This is a genomic window from Paracoccus limosus, assembly GCF_009711185.1.
In the GTDB taxonomy this organism is placed as follows: Bacteria; Pseudomonadota; Alphaproteobacteria; order Rhodobacterales; family Rhodobacteraceae; genus Paracoccus; species Paracoccus limosus.
In genome coordinates this window covers 18,524-35,060 of record NZ_WMIF01000017.1, presented here as the reverse complement: position 1 = coordinate 35,060, position 16,537 = coordinate 18,524, and the positions used below count along the sequence as shown (strand labels likewise).

19 protein-coding genes are annotated in these 16,537 nt (G+C 62.7%); 2 read left to right on the top strand and 17 right to left on the bottom strand.

The annotated features are described in order from the left end of the window. Positions 1-24: 24 nt before the first annotated feature. The 10 genes from fghA to rph all read right to left on the bottom strand — a co-directional run bounded on the left by fghA (position 25) and on the right by rph (position 7,214). Positions 25-861 carry an S-formylglutathione hydrolase gene (gene fghA, locus GL279_RS12570; protein WP_155064988.1) on the bottom strand — a complete coding sequence of 279 codons (837 nt, stop codon included), beginning with the start codon at positions 859-861 and terminating at the stop codon, positions 25-27. Continuing rightward, complete coding sequence (locus tag GL279_RS12565) at positions 858-1,370, bottom strand: GNAT family N-acetyltransferase (protein ID WP_155064987.1); 513 nt, start codon at positions 1,368-1,370, stop codon at positions 858-860. The genes fghA and GL279_RS12565 overlap by 4 nt, the downstream gene beginning before the upstream one ends. Next, positions 1,367-1,996 (bottom strand): ATP-dependent Clp protease proteolytic subunit, encoded by a 630-nt coding sequence (locus GL279_RS12560; RefSeq protein ID WP_155064986.1) that lies wholly within the window; start codon positions 1,994-1,996, stop codon positions 1,367-1,369. Before GL279_RS12560 ends, GL279_RS12565 begins: the two co-directional genes overlap by 4 nt. A gap of 75 nt (positions 1,997-2,071) precedes the next feature. Next, the gene (locus GL279_RS12555) at positions 2,072-3,199 is read right to left on the bottom strand and encodes an S-(hydroxymethyl)glutathione dehydrogenase/class III alcohol dehydrogenase (RefSeq protein WP_155064985.1); all 1,128 of its coding nucleotides are present in this window, start codon (positions 3,197-3,199) and stop codon (positions 2,072-2,074) included. Between the two features lie 103 nt (positions 3,200-3,302). Continuing rightward, complete coding sequence (gfa, locus tag GL279_RS12550) at positions 3,303-3,887, bottom strand: S-(hydroxymethyl)glutathione synthase (RefSeq protein WP_155064984.1); 585 nt, start codon at positions 3,885-3,887, stop codon at positions 3,303-3,305. 99 nt (positions 3,888-3,986) lie between these two features. Next, positions 3,987-4,340, bottom strand: a complete 354-nt coding sequence (locus tag GL279_RS12545; protein ID WP_155064983.1) for a YbaN family protein — start codon at positions 4,338-4,340, stop codon at positions 3,987-3,989. Position 4,341: 1 nt separating this feature from the next. Continuing rightward, the gene (hemW, locus tag GL279_RS12540; RefSeq protein WP_246175304.1) at positions 4,342-5,523 is read right to left on the bottom strand and encodes a radical SAM family heme chaperone HemW; all 1,182 of its coding nucleotides are present in this window, start codon (positions 5,521-5,523) and stop codon (positions 4,342-4,344) included. An 8-nt stretch (positions 5,524-5,531) separates the two neighbouring features. After that, positions 5,532-5,906, bottom strand: a complete 375-nt coding sequence (locus tag GL279_RS12535; RefSeq protein ID WP_155064981.1) for a RidA family protein — start codon at positions 5,904-5,906, stop codon at positions 5,532-5,534. After that, a complete protein-coding gene (gene rdgB, locus GL279_RS12530) occupies positions 5,899-6,504 on the bottom strand; it encodes an RdgB/HAM1 family non-canonical purine NTP pyrophosphatase (RefSeq protein WP_155064980.1) in 606 nt (201 codons plus the stop codon). Before rdgB ends, GL279_RS12535 begins: the two co-directional genes overlap by 8 nt. Then, a complete protein-coding gene (gene rph, locus GL279_RS12525; protein ID WP_155064979.1) occupies positions 6,501-7,214 on the bottom strand; it encodes a ribonuclease PH in 714 nt (237 codons plus the stop codon). Before rph ends, rdgB begins: the two co-directional genes overlap by 4 nt. A 73-nt stretch (positions 7,215-7,287) precedes the next feature. Here rph and hrcA point away from each other — a divergent pair, with 73 nt between their 5' ends. Both hrcA and GL279_RS12515 read left to right on the top strand, forming a co-directional pair. Then, entirely contained in the window at positions 7,288-8,343 is a 1,056-nt protein-coding gene (hrcA, locus tag GL279_RS12520; RefSeq protein WP_155064978.1) for a heat-inducible transcriptional repressor HrcA, read from the top strand. Between the two features lie 4 nt (positions 8,344-8,347). Then, on the top strand, positions 8,348-8,893 hold the full coding sequence (locus GL279_RS12515; RefSeq protein ID WP_155064977.1) for a nucleotide exchange factor GrpE: 546 nt from the start codon (positions 8,348-8,350) through the stop codon (positions 8,891-8,893). 65 nt (positions 8,894-8,958) lie between these two features. On the opposite strand, the gene GL279_RS12510 is transcribed toward GL279_RS12515, so the two are convergent. The 7 genes from GL279_RS12510 to GL279_RS12480 form a co-directional block, all read right to left on the bottom strand. Continuing rightward, positions 8,959-9,834, bottom strand: a complete 876-nt coding sequence (locus GL279_RS12510) for a ParB/RepB/Spo0J family partition protein (RefSeq protein WP_155064976.1) — start codon at positions 9,832-9,834, stop codon at positions 8,959-8,961. A gap of 9 nt (positions 9,835-9,843) precedes the next feature. Further along, on the bottom strand, positions 9,844-10,620 hold the full coding sequence (locus tag GL279_RS12505) for a ParA family protein (protein ID WP_155064975.1): 777 nt from the start codon (positions 10,618-10,620) through the stop codon (positions 9,844-9,846). Beyond that, positions 10,613-11,194 carry a 16S rRNA (guanine(527)-N(7))-methyltransferase RsmG gene (rsmG, locus tag GL279_RS12500; protein ID WP_155064974.1) on the bottom strand — a complete coding sequence of 194 codons (582 nt, stop codon included), beginning with the start codon at positions 11,192-11,194 and terminating at the stop codon, positions 10,613-10,615. The genes GL279_RS12505 and rsmG overlap by 8 nt, the downstream gene beginning before the upstream one ends. Continuing rightward, positions 11,191-13,050, bottom strand: coding sequence for a tRNA uridine-5-carboxymethylaminomethyl(34) synthesis enzyme MnmG (mnmG, locus tag GL279_RS12495; protein WP_343039806.1), 1,860 nt, complete (start codon positions 13,048-13,050; stop codon positions 11,191-11,193). The genes rsmG and mnmG overlap by 4 nt, the downstream gene beginning before the upstream one ends. Before the next feature lie 9 nt (positions 13,051-13,059). After that, on the bottom strand, positions 13,060-14,319 hold the full coding sequence (gene mnmE / locus GL279_RS12490; protein ID WP_343039805.1) for a tRNA uridine-5-carboxymethylaminomethyl(34) synthesis GTPase MnmE: 1,260 nt from the start codon (positions 14,317-14,319) through the stop codon (positions 13,060-13,062). Between the two features lie 16 nt (positions 14,320-14,335). Further along, complete coding sequence (gene rho, locus GL279_RS12485; RefSeq protein WP_155064973.1) at positions 14,336-15,607, bottom strand: transcription termination factor Rho; 1,272 nt, start codon at positions 15,605-15,607, stop codon at positions 14,336-14,338. A 123-nt stretch (positions 15,608-15,730) separates the two neighbouring features. Next, positions 15,731-16,177 carry a CopD family protein gene (locus GL279_RS12480; protein ID WP_155064972.1) on the bottom strand — a complete coding sequence of 149 codons (447 nt, stop codon included), beginning with the start codon at positions 16,175-16,177 and terminating at the stop codon, positions 15,731-15,733. Positions 16,178-16,537 lie beyond the last annotated feature (360 nt).

Here is a 16,537-nt window from a genome sequence, read left to right as displayed (position 1 = left end):
GCCATCACAGCGGGGGGTCTGATGTCACAGACGCTCGGCGTGCCAGCGGATGTGGTCGGGGATAAAGGTCTGGACGAAGAAATAGCTGTGGTCGTAGCCTTCCTGCATCCTGATGGTGCCGGGCTGGCGGCGCTCGGCCATGGCATGGGCCAGCGCCTCGGGTTTGAGCAGGTGCAGGAACTGGTCGCTGGCGCCCTGATCGATCAGGATCTCGCCGGGATAGCCGCGCTCGCGCATCAGCAGGGTGGCGTCATGCGCAGCCCAGGCCGCCTTGTCCTCGCCCAGATAGGCGGTGAACTGCTTGCGGCCCCAGTCGGATTCGCTGGGATGGGCGATCGGCGCAAAGGCCGAGACAGACTTGTAGCGCTGCGGAAAGGTCATCGCGATGGTCAGCGCGCCATGGCCGCCCATGGAATGGCCAGTGATGCCCTGCGCGTCGCGGTCCAGCGGGAAATTCCCGAACACCAGCTCGGGCAGCTCATGGGTGATATAGTGCCACATCTTGAAATGCGGCGCCCAGGGCTCTTGCGTCGCATCGACGTAGAAGCCCGCACCCTGCCCCAGATCATAGGCATCGTCATTGGCCACCCCGTCGCCGCGCGGCGAGGTGTCGGGAAAGATCAGCGCGATGCCGAATTCCGCCGCCCATTCCTGGGCGCCGGCCTTGGTCATGGCGTTTTCATGGGTGCAGGTCAGGCCCGAAAGATACCATAGCACCGGCACCTTGCCGTGTTGGGCCTGCGGCGGCAGGTAGACGGCAAAGGTCATCGGCGTGCCGGTCGCCTGGGACTGGTGACGATAGACGCCCTGAACGCCGCCGAAGCTGCGATTCTCGGACACGGTTTCATAAGCCAGCGTCATGGCTGCTCTCCTGTCAGGTCGTGGAACATGACCAGCGCATCGACATAGCCATGTTGCGGGTGAAGAAACGCGCCGGGCAACCGGCCGACAATATCGAAACCGGCCTTCTGCCACGAATGAACGGCATCGGCATTGGTCGAGACGACGAAATTGAACTGCATGGCGCGAAAGCCCTGCGCCCGCGCCCAGTCCTTGGCATGGGTGACCAAAGCCCGGGCAATGCCGCGACCGCGCGCGTCGGGATGAGTGACGAAGCTGGCATTGGCGACATGGCTGGCCGGACCGGGCCGGTTGCGCCCGACATGGCTGGCGCCAAGGATGCGGCCATCGAGTTCAGCGACGAAGGCGGTGAAGGGCGCGGCGAACCAGTCCGCCAGCGCCTCGTCCCGGGTGATGTCGGTCGGGATGCAATAAGTTTCGCCCGCACGATAGACCGGCTCGAGGATGGACCAGATCGCGGCGTGGTCGGCGGGCGTGGCGGGCCGGATCACGGCCCGGCCCGAAGTCATTTCAGCTCGTCCGCCGAGCGGATGACCTGGCCCAGCAGGCCGTAATCCAGCGCCTCTTGCGTGTTCAGCCAGAAATCGCGCTGGGTGTCCTTTTCGATCCGTTCCAGGCTCTGGCCGGTGGCATCGGCAAAGATCTGGTTCAGCCGGTCGCGCATCAGGCGGACCTGTTCGGCCTGGATCATCATGTCCGACGAGGTGCCGCCGATCCCGCCCGAGGGCTGGTGGATCAGGAAGCGGGTGTTGGGCAGGCAGAAACGGTTTTCCTTTTTCGCCGCGACAAAGATCAGCGCACCGGCCGATGCCACCCAGCCCGAGCCGATGGTGCGCACGGTCGGACGGATGAACTTGATCACGTCATGGATCATGTCGCCCGATTCGACATGGCCGCCGGGCGAGCTGATCAGCACGTTGATCGGCTTGTCGCTGTCCTCGGCCAGAGCCAGCAGATGCGCCACGGTGCGCTGCGCCAGCTTGTCGTTGATGCCACCGGCGATGATGACAGTGCGCGACTTGAAATAGAGTTTGCCGATCTTGTCGCCTTCCGGCAGGCCCAGACCTTCATCCTTCTGGTCTTCTTGCGGGCGGTCGTCGTCGTCTTCGTCGTCCAGATGGAAGTGTCGTGCCATGATCGGTCCTTTCATGTTGACGGCGGGATCGGTTGCCCGCCCCCGCCGTCCTTTTAACTAAGCAGCCGTTACGGATCAGTAAAGGACGACCGCGCGGATGGATTCACCGGCATGCATCAGGTCGAAGCCCTTGTTGATGTCTTCGAGCTTCAGCGTGTGGGTGATCATCGGGTCGATCTCGATCTTGCCGTCCATGTACCAGTCGACGATCCGGGGCACGTCGGTCCGGCCACGGGCGCCGCCAAAGGCCGAGCCCTTCCAGACGCGGCCGGTGACCAGCTGGAACGGACGGGTGCTGATTTCCGCCCCGGCAGGCGCCACGCCGATGACGATCGACTGACCCCAGCCGCGATGGGTGCATTCCAGCGCCTGACGCATGACATTGACGTTGCCGGTGCAGTCGAAGCTGTAGTCGGCGCCGCCGATCTGGTCGAAGGGCGTCTTGGTCAGGTTGATGATTTCCTGAACCACGTTCTCGACGTTCTTCGGATTGATGAAATGGGTCATGCCGAAATGCTCGGCCATTTCCTTTTTGCCGTCGTTCAGATCGACGCCGATGATCATGTCGGCACCGGCCAGACGCAGGCCCTGGATCACGTTCAGGCCGATGCCGCCCAGACCAAAGACCACGGCCTTGGCGCCGATCTCGACCTTGGCGGTATAGATCACCGCGCCGATGCCGGTGGTGACGCCGCAGCCGATGTAGCAGATCTTGTCGAAGGGCGCGTCCTCACGCACCTTCGCGACCGAGATCTCGGGCAGGACGGTGTGGTTGGCGAAGGTCGAGCAGCCCATGTAGTGATAGATCGGGGTGCCATCGAGCATCGAGAAGCGGGTGGTGCCGTCGGGCATCAGGCCCTTGCCCTGCGTCGCGCGGATGGCGTGGCACATGTTGGTCTTGCCCGACAGGCAGGACGCACATTGGCGGCATTCGGGGGTGTAAAGCGGGATGACGTGGTCACCCGGCTTGACCGAGGTCACGCCCTCGCCGACTTCCAGTACGATGCCCGCGCCTTCATGGCCGAGGATCGCGGGGAAGACGCCTTCCGGGTCGGCACCGGACAGGGTGAATTCGTCGGTGTGGCAGATGCCGGTGGCCTTGATTTCGATCAGCACCTCGCCGGCCTTCGGGCCCTCAAGGTTGACCTCCATGACTTCCAGCGGTTTGCCGGGCTCAAGGGCAACGGCGGCACGGGTTCTCATGTTCACATACTCCTTGCGTGGCGGCCGGGAGGCCTGCTTGTGGTCGGCATGGCATGGGGGCCGGTTCGACCGGCCCCCTGCTGTCCTGTCCGGACGGGTCGCGTCAAGCCGCGAGTGCGCCCGATTTCTTGGCGATATGCGTCGCGATGGCATCCATCAGCGGCGGCGACAGCGCATCATAGGGTTCCAGACCCAATTCGCGCAACCGGGCGCGGATCGCGTCCATCCGGCTGGGATCGACACCGGATTCGATGATCGAGCTGACGAAGGCGGCGAATTCCGGCGCCGACCAGCCGTCCAGATCCGAAAGCTCGGTATGGACGAAGTCCAGACCATAGAACGGGTGTTCGGTGTTCTCGATGCGGCCATACATGTGCACGCCGCAATCCTTGCAGCGGTGGCGCTGGATCGGCGCGTCCTTGTTGACGATCTCGAGCTTCTCGGCGCCGCTGAGCACCTCGATGGAATCGCGGCCGACAACGGCCACTTGCGAAAAGATCGCGCCCTCGGGCTTCCAGCACTTGGTGCAGCCGCAGACGTGGTTATGCGCGGTCTGCGCCTTGACGGCGACCCGCACCGGGTTCGAGCTGCAATGGCAATGAAGCTCGCCGCCCGAAAAACCCGGCTTGGCCGGTTTGATGCCGTTATCGACCGCAGGATGGATCTTGACGCCGGATGTATCTACCATGGTTCTCCCTCCGATGAACCTGAATGCTGCGAGGTTCGCGCCACGCCGCGTTCTGAACAAGTGGGAAAAAGGTTGTAACCGCCGGACCGGGCCGGGGTTTCAGGCTTCCGGGCGCCGGATCAGCCACAGGGCAATGCCGCCGCAGACCAGCGCCTGCGCCGCGATCAGCCGGGGGTCCAGACCGAACCATGTGGACCAGCCGACGCCGCAGGCCATGGCCAGCGTCGCCGCGATCTTGGCCCTGCGGCTGACGGCGCCATTGCGGCGCCAGGCGCGGATATGCGGCCCGACGGTCGGGTTGCGCAGGATGCGCGCGCCCAGCCGCGGCGAGGAGCGCGCAAAGGCCCAGACGGCGACCAAGAGAAAGGGCACCGTCGGCATCACCGGCAGCACCACGCCGATCAGGCCAAGCGCGAGAAAAAGCCAGCCAAGGCCAAGCCAAAGGTAATGCATCTTACTCCGCCAGTTCGCGCAGGATCGCGTTCAGGACCGGCCGGCCAGTCGGGGTGGCGATCAGCCGGTCCTGCTGCAGCACAACCAACCCCAGCCCGACAAGATCCGCCAACCGGCCCTGCGGCAGCCGGGCGCCATGGGACAGGTAGCGCGAGACCTGCATGCCCTCGGCCAGCCGCAGCGACATCAGCAGGTATTCAAGCGCGCGGTCCTGCATCGTCAGGGCCTCGGTGGCGCTGTCGCCATTGCCCCGGCCCTCGACCGCCGCCAGCCATTCACCCGGCGCCCGATGCGCCTCGGTGGCCAGGCGGCCGCCGGGCAGGGTCAGCCGGCCATGCGCCCCCGGGCCAACCGCCGCCCAGTCGCCTTGCCGCCAATAGACCAGATTGTGCCGGCTTTCGGCGCCGGGCCGGGCGTGGTTCGAGATCTCATAGGTCGGCATGCCGGCAGCGGCGCAGATCTCTTGCGTGTCCAGATACATGTCCGCCGACATGTCATCATCGGGCAGACCCTTGAGCCCGCCTTTCGCATGGCGCGCGCCAAAGGCGGTGCCGGGCTCGATCGTCAGCTGATAGGCCGAGAGGTGATCGACGGCCATCGACAGCGCCTCTGTCAGTTCGGCCCGCCAATGCGCGCGGTCCTGATCCTGCCGGGCATAGATCAGATCGAAGCTGACCCGCGTGAAACAGTCGCGGGCAATGTCGAAGGCCGCGCGGGCCTCGACCACGGAATGCATCCGGCCCAGACGGCGCAGATCGTCGTCGTTCAGCGCCTGAATGCCCATCGACACGCGGTTGACCCCGCCATCGGCAAAGGCGCGGAACCGGCCCATCTCGACGCTGGTCGGATTGGCCTCCAGCGTGATCTCGATGTCATTGGCAAAGGGCCATGCAGCGCGGGCGGCCTCGATCACCCCGGCCACGGTTTCGGGGGCCATCAGGCTGGGCGTGCCGCCGCCAAAGAAGATGCTGTTGAGCACCCGGCCGCGGGTTTCGGCCGCCAGCCGCGCGATCTCGGAGCGATAGGCGGCCAGCCAGCGCGGCTGGTCGATGGTCGCTGCGACATGGCTGTTGAAATCGCAATAGGGGCATTTGGCCGCGCAAAATGGCCAATGGACGTAAAGGGCAAAGCCTCCGGCACGCCAGTCCTCGGCAAGGTCGGTGGGGCTGGCGGCGGCTGGCAGGTCCAATGTCATTCCCTGAACGCGGTGGCTTCGATCTCGATCTTCATTTCGGGTTTGATAAGCCCCGCGACAACCATGGTGGCGGCAGGTAACGCATCCTTCATCGCCGCACCCAACACCGGCACCACCTCGTCGAGAAAGGCGGGGTCGGTGATGGTGTATTGCACCCGCACGATGTCGGCGGGCTGGAACCCGGCCTCGGCCAGCGTGGCAAAGATGGTGGCAAAAGCGTTGCGCGCCTGATTGGCGGCGCTGTCGGGCATAGTCATGGCGGCATAGTCATAGCTCGTGGTGCCCGAGACGAAGCACCACGGGCCCTTGACCACCGCCCGGCTGTAGCCGAACTCCCGCTCGAAGGGCGAGCCGGTCGAGATCCTACGCAAAGGCCTGCTCCAGCAGGGCAAAGGCGCGGGCGCGGTGGCTGATCGCGTTCTTTTCCGCCGCGCTCATCTCGGCATAGGTCACGTCATGGCCTTCGGGGACGAAGATCGGGTCATAGCCATGGCCCTTCGCCCCGCGCGGCGGCCAGACCAGACGGCCCGGCGCCACGCCCTCGAAGATCTCCTCATGCCCGTCCGGCCACATCAGGATCAGCGTGGCGCGGAACTGCGCGGTGCGGGGCTCGGGGGTGTTGCGGGCATCAAGCTCGTTCCAGGTGCGGGTCATCGCCTGCATGAAGTCGCGGCCATTCGGGGTCTCGGCCCAGTCGGCGGTATAGACGCCGGGGGCGCCGTCCAGACCATCGACGCTGATGCCGCTGTCATCAGCCAGCACCGGCAGACCGGTCGCCTGCATGGCGGCGCGGGCCTTGATGCGGGCGTTGCCGATAAAGCTGTCCTCGGTCTCGGCGGGTTCGGGCAGGCCCATCTCGCCGGCGCTGGTGACCTCGATGCCGTGCGGCGCCATCATGGCGCGGATTTCTTCGAGCTTGCCGGCGTTGTGGGTGGCGACCAGCAGCTTTTTCTCGGTAAAGGCCCTCATGCCACGGCCGCCTTTTGCGCGGCGACCAGCTGGGCGATGCCGGCCTCGGCCAGATCCAGCAGCTGGTTCATCTCGGGGCGCGAGAAGGTGGCGCCCTCGGCCGCCATCTGCACCTCGATCAGCCGGCCCGAGCCGGTCAGGATGAAATTGCCATCGGTGCCGGCCTCGCTGTCCTCGGCATAGTCCAGATCCACGATGGGCTGGCCGGCATAGATGCCGCAGGACACCGCCGCGACATGATCCATGATCGGGTCGGTGGTGATGATATTGGCCTTGAGCAGTTTGTTCACCGCCAAACGCAGCGCCACCCAGCCGCCGGTGATCGAGGCGCAGCGGGTACCGCCATCGGCCTGGATCACGTCGCAGTCGATGACGATCTGACGTTCACCCAGGGCGCGGCGGTCGACTCCCGCCCGCAGGGCGCGGCCGATCAGGCGCTGGATTTCCTGGGTGCGGCCGGATTGCTTGCCCGCTGCCGCCTCGCGCCGGTTGCGCGAATTGGTGGCGCGCGGCAGCATGCCGTATTCGGCAGTCACCCAGCCCTGCCCCGAGCCTTTCAGAAAGGGCGGTGCTTTTTCCTCGATGGTGGCCGAGCAGAGCACCTTGGTATCGCCGCAGGAGATCAGGCACGAGCCCTCGGCGTGGCGCATGACGCCCGTTTCGATTGAAATCGGACGCATATCACTTAAATTCCGGCCAGAGGGGCGCATCTGTCATTCCTTTCGGGGGTTTTGCCGTTCAAATACTAGGGCAGGACCCCTGACCGCAACCCGTGAACCGTCGATGCCAGAAACCACGCTGCTTTCCGACCTGAACGACCGCTCGCGCGAGGTGTTTCGCCGGGTGGTCGAATCCTATCTTGCCACGGGCGAGCCGGTCGGATCACGCACGCTGACGCGTGAGCTGACCGAAAAGGTCAGCGCCGCAACCATCCGCAACGTGATGCAGGATCTGGAGCATCTGGGCCTGCTGGACCATCCGCATGTCTCGGCCGGGCGGATGCCGACGCAGCTGGGGCTGCGGCTGTTCGTGGACGGGCTGATGGAGGCGGGGCCGGTGTCGAATACCGACCGCGAAATGATCGAGGAAACGCTGGGCGACGAGCGCGGCGATACCGGCGCGATGATGGACCGGGTCAGCACGGCGCTGTCGGCGCTGACGCATGGCGCCTCGCTGGTGCTGACGCCCAAGCAGGAGGCGCCGGTGCGCCACATCGACTTTGTCAGCCTTGCGCCGGATCGGGCGCTGGTGGTGCTGGTCTTTGCCGATGGCCGGGTCGAGAACCGGGTGTTTACCCCGCCGCCGGGCCATACCGCCAGCGCCATGCGCGAGGCGGCGAATTTCCTGAACGCCTTTGGCGAAGGCCGCACGCTGGCCGACCTGCGCCGGGGCGTGTCGCGCGAAATCGAGGCAAGCCGGCTGAAGCTGGATCAGATCGCCGCCGCGATGATCGAACAGGGGCTGGCGATGTGGGACGGCGACGGATCGGACGCCCGGCTGATCGTGCGTGGCCGCGCCAACCTGCTGGCGGACGAGGCCGCCGATCTGGACCGCATCCGCACCTTGTTCGACGATCTGGAACGCAAGCGCGACATCGCCGAGTTTCTGGATCTGGCCGAACAGGGCGAGGGCGTGCGGATTTTCATCGGTTCGGAGAACAAGCTTTTTTCACTTTCCGGTTCCTCTCTGGTGGTTTCACCCTATATGAATGCGGACCGCAAAATTGTCGGCGCCGTGGGCGTGATCGGTCCAACGCGACTGAATTACGGCCGCATCGTGCCGATCGTGGATTATACTGCGCAGCTCGTCGGCCGGATGATCTCTGGCCGGAAAGGATAAGGACATGACGAAAGACAACCCGAACGGAAATCCGCTTGACGAGGACCTGGTCGATCCGCTGGCCGAGGGTGCGGATGCGCCGTCGGAAATCGAGGCCCTGATCGCCGAGCGCGACAGTTTCCGCGACCGGTTCATGCGCGCCTTGGCCGATGCCGAGAACGCCCGCAAGCGCGCCGACAGGGAACGCCGCGAGGCCGAGCAATATGGTGGCTCGCGTCTGGCGCGTGACCTGCTGCCGGTGCATGAGGCGCTGACCCGGGCGCTGGAGACCGCCAATGACGAGCAGCGCGCGGCGGCGGCTGCGCTGATCGAGGGGGTCGAGCTGACGCTGCGCGAGCTGAACAACGTCTTTGCCAAACACGGCATCCACGTCATCACCCCGCAGGTCGGCGACAAGTTCGATCCGCAGCAGCATGAAGCGATGTTCGAGGCGCCGTTGCCGGGCACGGTGGCCGGCCATATCATTCAGGTCATGGGCAATGGTTTCATGCTGCATGACCGGCTGTTGCGGCCAGCCAAGGTCGGCGTCAGCTCGAACCCGGCCAATTAACGAAAAACCCCGGAGAGATCCGGGGTTTTTTGTATCTTATCGGGACTGACCTACCAGATATGGTATCAGTTGCCAGCAAGGATCTGGCAAAGCCGGTCGAGTTGTTCCAGATCCTTGTAATTGATCACCATCTGGCCGCCGTCCTGACCTTTGTGGTTGATCGCCACCCTCATCTTGAGATGCGCTGACAGATCGCCCTCCAACACGCGGGTATCAGCATCCTTTTCGGATTTGGCTTGCTGCGGTCGGACCAGTTTGGCCTCGGCCTGCCGGCGGACCAATTCCTCGGTCTCGCGCACCGAGAGGTTCTTTTCGATCACCTTGCGGGCCAGCTCGATGGCATTCGGGGCCGTGATCAGGGCGCGGGCGTGACCGGCGGTCAGCTTGCCTTCCTTGAGCCAGCTTTGCACCTGTTCAGGCAGGTTCAGCAGGCGCAACAGGTTGGCGATATGGCTGCGGCTTTTGTTCAGCGCGTCGGCCAGCTTTTCCTGCGTATGGCCAAAGCGGTCCATCAGCTGGCGATAGGAGGCGGCTTCCTCAATCGCGTTAAGGTCGGCGCGCTGGATGTTTTCGACGATGGCAACTTCCAGCACCTCGGTATCGGTCAGCTCGCGGACGATGACCGGCACTTCGTGCAGCTGGGCAATCTGGGCCGCGCGCCAGCGGCGTTCACCGGCAACGATCTGATAGAGCCCCCGATCTGAGGGGTGCGGGCGCACGATCAGCGGCTGCAGCATGCCCCTGCCCCGCAGCGACTCGGCCAGTTCCTGCAGCGCCTCGGGGGCAAAGCTGCAGCGCGGCTGATCGGGATTGGGCGTGATCTGTTCGACCGGCAGCACCTGCCGCGGCGCGGGACGTTCCGAGGGCAGAAGATCCACATCGGCCATCAGCGCTGAAAGGCCGCGGCCCAAGCCCCTTTTTTCAAGCTTGTTCTCTGACATGGTTCCTCTCTAGACGGTGACAAGTTGCCGAGCCAGAAACTCCTGCGCGAGTTCGCGATAGGCAGCGCTGCCCTTGGAGTTCGGATCGTATTGCAGCACAGACATGGCATGCGAGGGCGCCTCGGACAGGCGGACATTGCGTGGGATGACCGTGCGGTAGACCAGCCCGGCGAGGGTGTTGCGGGCATCGGCCTCAACCTGCTGCGACAGGTTGTTGCGACCATCGGACATGGTCAGCAGAACACCTTCGATGCGCAGGTCGGGGTTGCCGGTCTGGCGCACCTCGCGGATGGTCATCAAGAGCTGCGAAAGCCCTTCGAGCGCGTAGAATTCGGCCTGCAGCGGCACCAGAACACTGTCGGCGGCCACCATCGCGTTCACCGTCAGCAGCCCCAAGGCCGGCGGGCAGTCGATGAGGATATATTCGAATTCCGAAGGTGCTGTCAGCTTGCGGCGCAAAAGCTTGGTGCGGCCCGCGCGGCTGGACATTTCCATATCCACCGACGAGAGGTCTCGGCTGGAGGGCACGAGGCTGAGCCCGGCAACATTGGTAGCGCAGCAGGCATCCTGAAGCTGCGCATCCTCGACCAGCACGTCATAGGAGGTGACCTTGCGCTGTTCGGGCGGGACGCCCAGCCCCGTCGAGGCGTTCCCCTGCGAATCCAGGTCGATGATCGCCACCTTATGCCCGGCTTCGGCCAGAGCCGCGCCAAGATTGACCGCCGTGGTGGTCTTGCCCACACCGCCCTTCTGGTTGGCTACGGCGATTACGCGAGTCTCAGGCATGGCGGATTCCTGTGAGTTCCAGAATGACGGCATCGGGATCGGTCAGGCTTGGGTGACTAATCATGTCGAAACTCCAAGCGCGCCGTGCCTCATCGACCTCGGATTGCCAGTTTCGACCCTTCATCAGCCATGCCGTGCCTGCGGGGTCGATATGTCTTGCAACATATGACATAAGCAGGGGCAGCGGGGCAAGCGCGCGGGCACTTAAATTTGCCGCCAGCAGCGGTGATGCCTGTTCGATACGCTCGGCGATCACGGTCACGTTATGCAAGCCCAACTCCCGGACGGAGTTGCGTAGAAAACTGCACTTGCGCTTATCGCTTTCAAGCAAGGAAACCGGCAAATCCGGACGCATGATGGCCAGCACAAGGCCAGGAAGACCGCCGCCACTGCCAATATCGACCCAGCGACCATTCGCCTTGGCAGAAACATCTGCAAGTTGACGGCTGTCGGCGATATGCCGCGTTTCGAGATCTGAAACCGTCGATGGTGCGATCAGGTTGATGGCCGGATTCCACTTGCGAAGCAAAGCAGCGTAGTGCTGCAATGCTTCTGTTTCACGTGAAACACTCATGCCGAACGCCGTTTTCCCGCGCGGACCACCGCCAGAAGTAGCGTCAGCGCCGCCGGAGTCATGCCCTCGATCTTGGCAGCAGCGGCAAGACTGGCCGGTTTGGCCTGATTCAACTTGTTCTTCAACTCAGTCGAAAGACCGGCGATATCATCGTAGCTAAAGCTTGGTTCGATCACCACAGCCTCTTCCTTGCGCAACATCTCAGCATCGCGCTCCTGACGATCGACGTATTGATGATAAAGTGCATCAACCGCAAGCTGTTCGACGAGCTCTGGGTCCGCAGAAGCCAAAGTTACATCCAAACCAAGGACGACATCCTTGCCCAAGTCTTGCTGCGCCAATAGCGAAAACAGACTACGCCGAACGCCATCCTGGCGAACTGCGATGCCGACATTTTGCAGCGCCGTAGGGGTAAAGCTAGTCGTCTCGGCATGATCGCGCAGTTTCTGATAGTGCGTCATCTTATCCAGGAACGCACCTTTGCGCGGCTCTTTCACGCAACCGATGTCAATGCCCAGTTGGGTCAGACGCTGATCGGCGTTATCAGCGCGCAGCGACAAACGGAACTCGGCGCGCGAGGTGAACATGCGATAGGGTTCGCTAACGCCGCGCGTGATCAGATCGTCGATCATGACGCCGATATAGCTTTGCGAACGACTGAAATGCAGGGGGGGCCGGCCCTGTGCCCGCAGTGCTGCGTTAATCCCCGCCACCAAGCCTTGCGCCGCCGCCTCTTCATAGCCCGTCGTACCGTTGATTTGCCCGGCCAGGAACAGCCCCGGCAGAACTTTCGTTTCCAGACTCGGCGTCAAGGCGCGTGGGTCGACATAATCATATTCGACCGCATAGCCCGGCTGCACGATCTCAGCGGCCTCCAGACCCCGGATCGACTGAACATAGGCCAGTTGCACATCCGCCGGCAGCGAGGTCGAAATCCCGTTCGGATAAACCAGATCCGAATCCAACCCCTCGGGTTCCAGAAAAATCTGATGCGAGGATTTATCGGCGAATCGGACGATCTTGTCCTCGATCGAAGGGCAGTAGCGCGGGCCCGTGCCTGAAATCCGACCACCATACATCGCCGACCGCGAAAGGTTGTCGGAGATAATTCGATGCGTCATTTCGTTGGTATGGGTGATTGCGCAGCTAATCTGCGGCACCTGAACATCGCTACTGAGATAGGAAAACAGCGCCGGATCATCGTCTCCTAGCTGCATTTCGAGCGAATCCCAATCAATGCTGGCACGGGAGATCCGCGGCGGCGTGCCTGTCTTGAGTCGCCCTAGCGGCAGGCCCAGCGGCGAAAGCGATGCCGCCAGCGAAATAGCAGCGGAATCCCCCCAGCGACCCGCAGTCCGCGTCTCCTCACCAATATGGATCAGCCCATTCAGAAAGGTTCCAGTCGTCAGGATCACTTGCGGCGCCAGCAACTGTCGACCGTCAGCCAGCGCAACACCAAAAAGCCGAGCGCCATCTCGCAGAATTTCACTCGCCTCACCATAAACAAGGTTCAGGTTGACCTGCGCCTGTGCCGCTTTTGATGCGGCATCTCGATACAGCGCGCGGTCGATCTGCGCTCGCGGCCCCTGCACAGCCGGCCCCTTACGACGGTTCAACAGCCGGAATTGAATGCCCGCCGCATCTGCCAAGCGCCCCATAACGCCGTCCAAAGCGTCGATTTCACGGACAAGATGCCCTTTTCCAAGACCACCAATGGCCGGATTGCAGGACATCGTCCCCAGATCAGCAGGTTTCAGGGTCAGCAATACCGTCGCAGCGCCCATTCGCGCGGCGGCCATCGCTGCTTCCAAGCCGGCGTGCCCCCCGCCGATAACAACCACGTCGTATTGTTCCACGTGAAACACCTATTTCCCAATGCAGAACGACGAGAAAATCTCATCCAGATAGTCTTCTGCGCCGACTTGCCCGATCATCTCGGCCAAGCTCACCGCTGCTTGCCGCAACATCTCAGCGATCACTTCCGGAGACATCGCCGCGTCCAACTCCAATGAGGCATTGGTACGCTGCAAAGCCTCGGCCTGGCGCTTATGGCTGACGATGCCAGAATCGGCGACCCGCTCACGCAGGATATCATAGACCATATCCAGCAGTTCGGCGACTCCTTCCCCGGTCCTGGCAGAGATCGACAGGCCCTCACCGCCAGTTAGATCCGCCTTCGACCGCACGACCAGATCCCCCGGCATCACCACCATCGGAACTACGCCATTCTCGGTCAAATGGACGCGCAGATCGGCTGATTGAGCCCGATCAGCCGCCCGTGCCACCCCCATCGCCTCGACGGGATCAGCACTTTCGCGAATACCGGCGGTATCTAGGAACGTCACCGGAAGCCCGCGCAGATCCGTCCGCAGCTCGATGACATCGCGCGTCGTCCCGGCAATATCCGACACCAGAGCGATATCGCGCTGCGCAATCCGATTCAACAGCGTCGATTTTCCGGCATTCGGCGGCCCGATGATTGCAACCTCATAGCCCTGCCGCAGCCGTTCGGTGGCCGGATAGGCCCGCAACAGGTCCTGAATCTCGCTGCGCACCGCGCCCACCAGATCAAAAACCTCGTCCGGCACCTCGTCCGGCACCTCCTCATCGGCAAAATCAATGCTGGCCTCGACCAAAGCGCCGGCCCGGACCAGATTGGCTCGCATCCGCGCAACCTTGCGACCCAGCTCGCCGTCAGCAGCTTTCATCGCCAGCTTGCGCTGTGCTTCGGTCTCTGCCGACAGTAGATCGGCTAACCCTTCGCTTTCGGCCAGATCCATCTTGCCGTTCAGAAAAGCGCGCCGCGAAAATTCGCCCGCTTCGGCGCGGCGCAACCCGCGCGCCAATAGCGCCGTCGCCAACCGCGTCAGGATGACCGGCGCCCCATGAACATGCAATTCGGCGACTTCCTCGCCGGTAAAGCTGCGGTCCTTTTCGAACCACAGCACCAGCGCACGATCGATCAGATCCTCGCCATCGCGCAACGCCCGCAGGGCAGCAAATCGCGCCGAGGCAATTGGCCCGGCCAGATCCTCGACGGTGCTGCGTGCTTGCGGCCCGCTCAGACGAACGACCGACACGCCCCCCCGACCAGGAGGGGTGGACTCGGCAAAGATCGTGTCCACCACATCCTCCGCGCCATCAGGCGTTCATCGAATCAAAGAATTCCGAGTTCGTCTTGGTCTGCTTCAGCTTCGAGATCAGGAACTCGATTGCATCGGTGGTGCCCATCGGGTTCAGGATGCGCCGCAGCAGATATGTTTTCTGCAAGTCTTTGGAATCAACCAACAATTCTTCTTTCCGCGTGCCGGATTTCAGAATATCCATCGCCGGGAAAACCCGCTTGTCGGCAACCTTGCGGTCCAGAACGATCTCGCTGTTGCCGGTGCCTTTGAATTCTTCAAAGATCACCTCGTCCATGCGCGATCCGGTATCGATCAGCGCAGTCGCGATGATGGTCAGCGAACCGCCCTCTTCGATATTGCGCGCCGCGCCAAAGAAGCGTTTCGGACGCTGCAGCGCATTCGCGTCGACACCACCGGTAAGCACTTTACCCGAGCTCGGCACCACAGTGTTGAAGGCACGACCAAGTCTTGTGATCGAGTCAAGCAAGATCACAACATCTCGCTTATGCTCGACCAAACGCTTGGCCTTCTCAATCACCATTTCCGAAACCGCAACGTGACGGCTGGCCGGCTCGTCGAAGGTCGAGGAAATCACCTCACCCTTCACCGAGCGCTGCATGTCGGTCACCTCTTCCGGGCGCTCGTCGATCAGCAGGACGATCAGGTAGCACTCGGGATGGTTTTTCTCGATGGAATGGGCGATGTTCTGCAGCAGAACCGTCTTACCCGTCCGCGGCGGCGCCACGATCAGCGAACGCTGACCCTTGCCGATCGGCGCCACCAGATCAATGATCCGCGCCGAGCGGTCGCGGATGGTCGGATCCTCGATCTCCATATTCAGCCGCTCATTGGGATAAAGCGGCGTCAGGTTGTCGAAGGCGACCTTGTGGCGCGCTTTCTCGGGATCCTCGAAGTTGATCTTCTCGACGCGGGTCAGCGCGAAATAGCGCTCATTCTCGCCCGGCGCGCGGATCACGCCCTCGACGGTGTCGCCGGTGCGCAGACTGTGCTGCCGGATCATATCAGGGCTGACATAGATGTCGTCCGGACCCGGCAGATAGTTCGCTTCGGGCGAGCGCAGGAAGCCAAAGCCGTCCTGCACCACTTCCAGCACACCATCGCCGCCGATGTCGAACCCGTCCTCGGCATGCTCTTTCAGCAGCGAGAACATCATCTCGCCCTTGCGCATGGTGGACGCGTTCTCGATCTCCCATTCCTCGGCCATGGCCAGCAGGTCGGCCGGGCTCTTGGCCTTCAGATCGGACAGGTTAAGCCGTTCGTCGCTCATCTCTCGCCTATAGGCACGCAGCATGCCGAGAGGATCGGCGCACGCGAAAATACTGTGAATTGGAAAAACCCGCCGGACGGCGGATGCGGCTCAGATAGGAGTAAAAGCCCCACGAGTCAATCTTCAGAACTTCACGATCACCGAAAGCACGATCACCACCATGAACAGCGTCGGCAGTTCGTTCATCATCCGGTAGCGCCGTCCGGCCAGCCCGTGCCCCGCCAGCAGCGCCCTGCGCTGCCCTGCCAGCCACATGTGGAACCAGGTCATGCCCAGGACACCTGCCGCCTTGGTCCATGGCCAGAGCTGCGAGAAATCGACGATTCCGGGCGTCAGCACCAACAGCAGCCCCGCGATCCAACTGACGATCATCGCCGGGTTCATGATCAGGCGCAAAAGCTTGTCTTCCATGATCACCAGCGAGGCCGCTGGCTCGGCGCCGCTTTGGCCGCGTTCGGCGTGATAGACGAACAGCCGGGGCAGGTAGAACAACCCCGCCATCCACGAGATCACCGCCATGACATGCAGCGCTTTGATCCAAGGATAGGCTGCGGCCAGAACGTCAGTCATTCGGAATCCTCCGGCGCATCTCCTCTATCAAAGAAAGATAAAGATAAAGAAGGATGTTGTAGTTGTTGGGCCTGTGGATGACTGGAAATCAATGTTTCACGGCAGAAATCCCCAGAAACGCGATATGGGGAAAAGTTTGCCATAAACCGGAGCATCCTTGAAAATCCGTTTTATATCATGTGTTTGAAAACAACCTCCCTGTGGATAAGTTTGTGAAAAGTTACCTTGCCCACAGCCTGTGGAAAGCCGCTTCAGGATTGTCTACATGTGGAAAACCTGCGCGGGTTCCGCTCTCGTTCCGGCGGCTGATCCACAGGGTGAAATTCGGGGGGTGATTCCCCCACAATCTGCTGGGGGCGA

Excerpts from the sequence above, each read along its gene's own strand:
- fghA (WP_155064988.1), bottom strand. The coding sequence starts at position 861 with ATGACGCTGGCTTATGAAACCGTGTCCGAGAATCGCAGCTTCGGCGGC.
- GL279_RS12565 (WP_155064987.1), bottom strand. The coding sequence starts at position 1,370 with ATGACTTCGGGCCGGGCCGTGATCCGGCCCGCCACGCCCGCCGACCAC.
- GL279_RS12560 (WP_155064986.1), bottom strand. The coding sequence starts at position 1,996 with ATGGCACGACACTTCCATCTGGACGACGAAGACGACGACGACCGCCCG.
- GL279_RS12555 (WP_155064985.1), bottom strand. The coding sequence starts at position 3,199 with ATGAGAACCCGTGCCGCCGTTGCCCTTGAGCCCGGCAAACCGCTGGAA.
- gfa (WP_155064984.1), bottom strand. The coding sequence starts at position 3,887 with ATGGTAGATACATCCGGCGTCAAGATCCATCCTGCGGTCGATAACGGC.
- GL279_RS12545 (WP_155064983.1), bottom strand. The coding sequence starts at position 4,340 with ATGCATTACCTTTGGCTTGGCCTTGGCTGGCTTTTTCTCGCGCTTGGC.
- rdgB (WP_155064980.1), bottom strand. The coding sequence starts at position 6,504 with ATGAGGGCCTTTACCGAGAAAAAGCTGCTGGTCGCCACCCACAACGCC.
- rph (WP_155064979.1), bottom strand. The coding sequence starts at position 7,214 with ATGCGCCCCTCTGGCCGGAATTTAAGTGATATGCGTCCGATTTCAATC.
- hrcA (WP_155064978.1), top strand. The coding sequence starts at position 7,288 with ATGCCAGAAACCACGCTGCTTTCCGACCTGAACGACCGCTCGCGCGAG.
- GL279_RS12515 (WP_155064977.1), top strand. The coding sequence starts at position 8,348 with ATGACGAAAGACAACCCGAACGGAAATCCGCTTGACGAGGACCTGGTC.
- GL279_RS12510 (WP_155064976.1), bottom strand. The coding sequence starts at position 9,834 with ATGTCAGAGAACAAGCTTGAAAAAAGGGGCTTGGGCCGCGGCCTTTCA.
- GL279_RS12505 (WP_155064975.1), bottom strand. The coding sequence starts at position 10,620 with ATGCCTGAGACTCGCGTAATCGCCGTAGCCAACCAGAAGGGCGGTGTG.
- rsmG (WP_155064974.1), bottom strand. The coding sequence starts at position 11,194 with ATGAGTGTTTCACGTGAAACAGAAGCATTGCAGCACTACGCTGCTTTG.
- rho (WP_155064973.1), bottom strand. The coding sequence starts at position 15,607 with ATGAGCGACGAACGGCTTAACCTGTCCGATCTGAAGGCCAAGAGCCCG.
- GL279_RS12480 (WP_155064972.1), bottom strand. The coding sequence starts at position 16,177 with ATGACTGACGTTCTGGCCGCAGCCTATCCTTGGATCAAAGCGCTGCAT.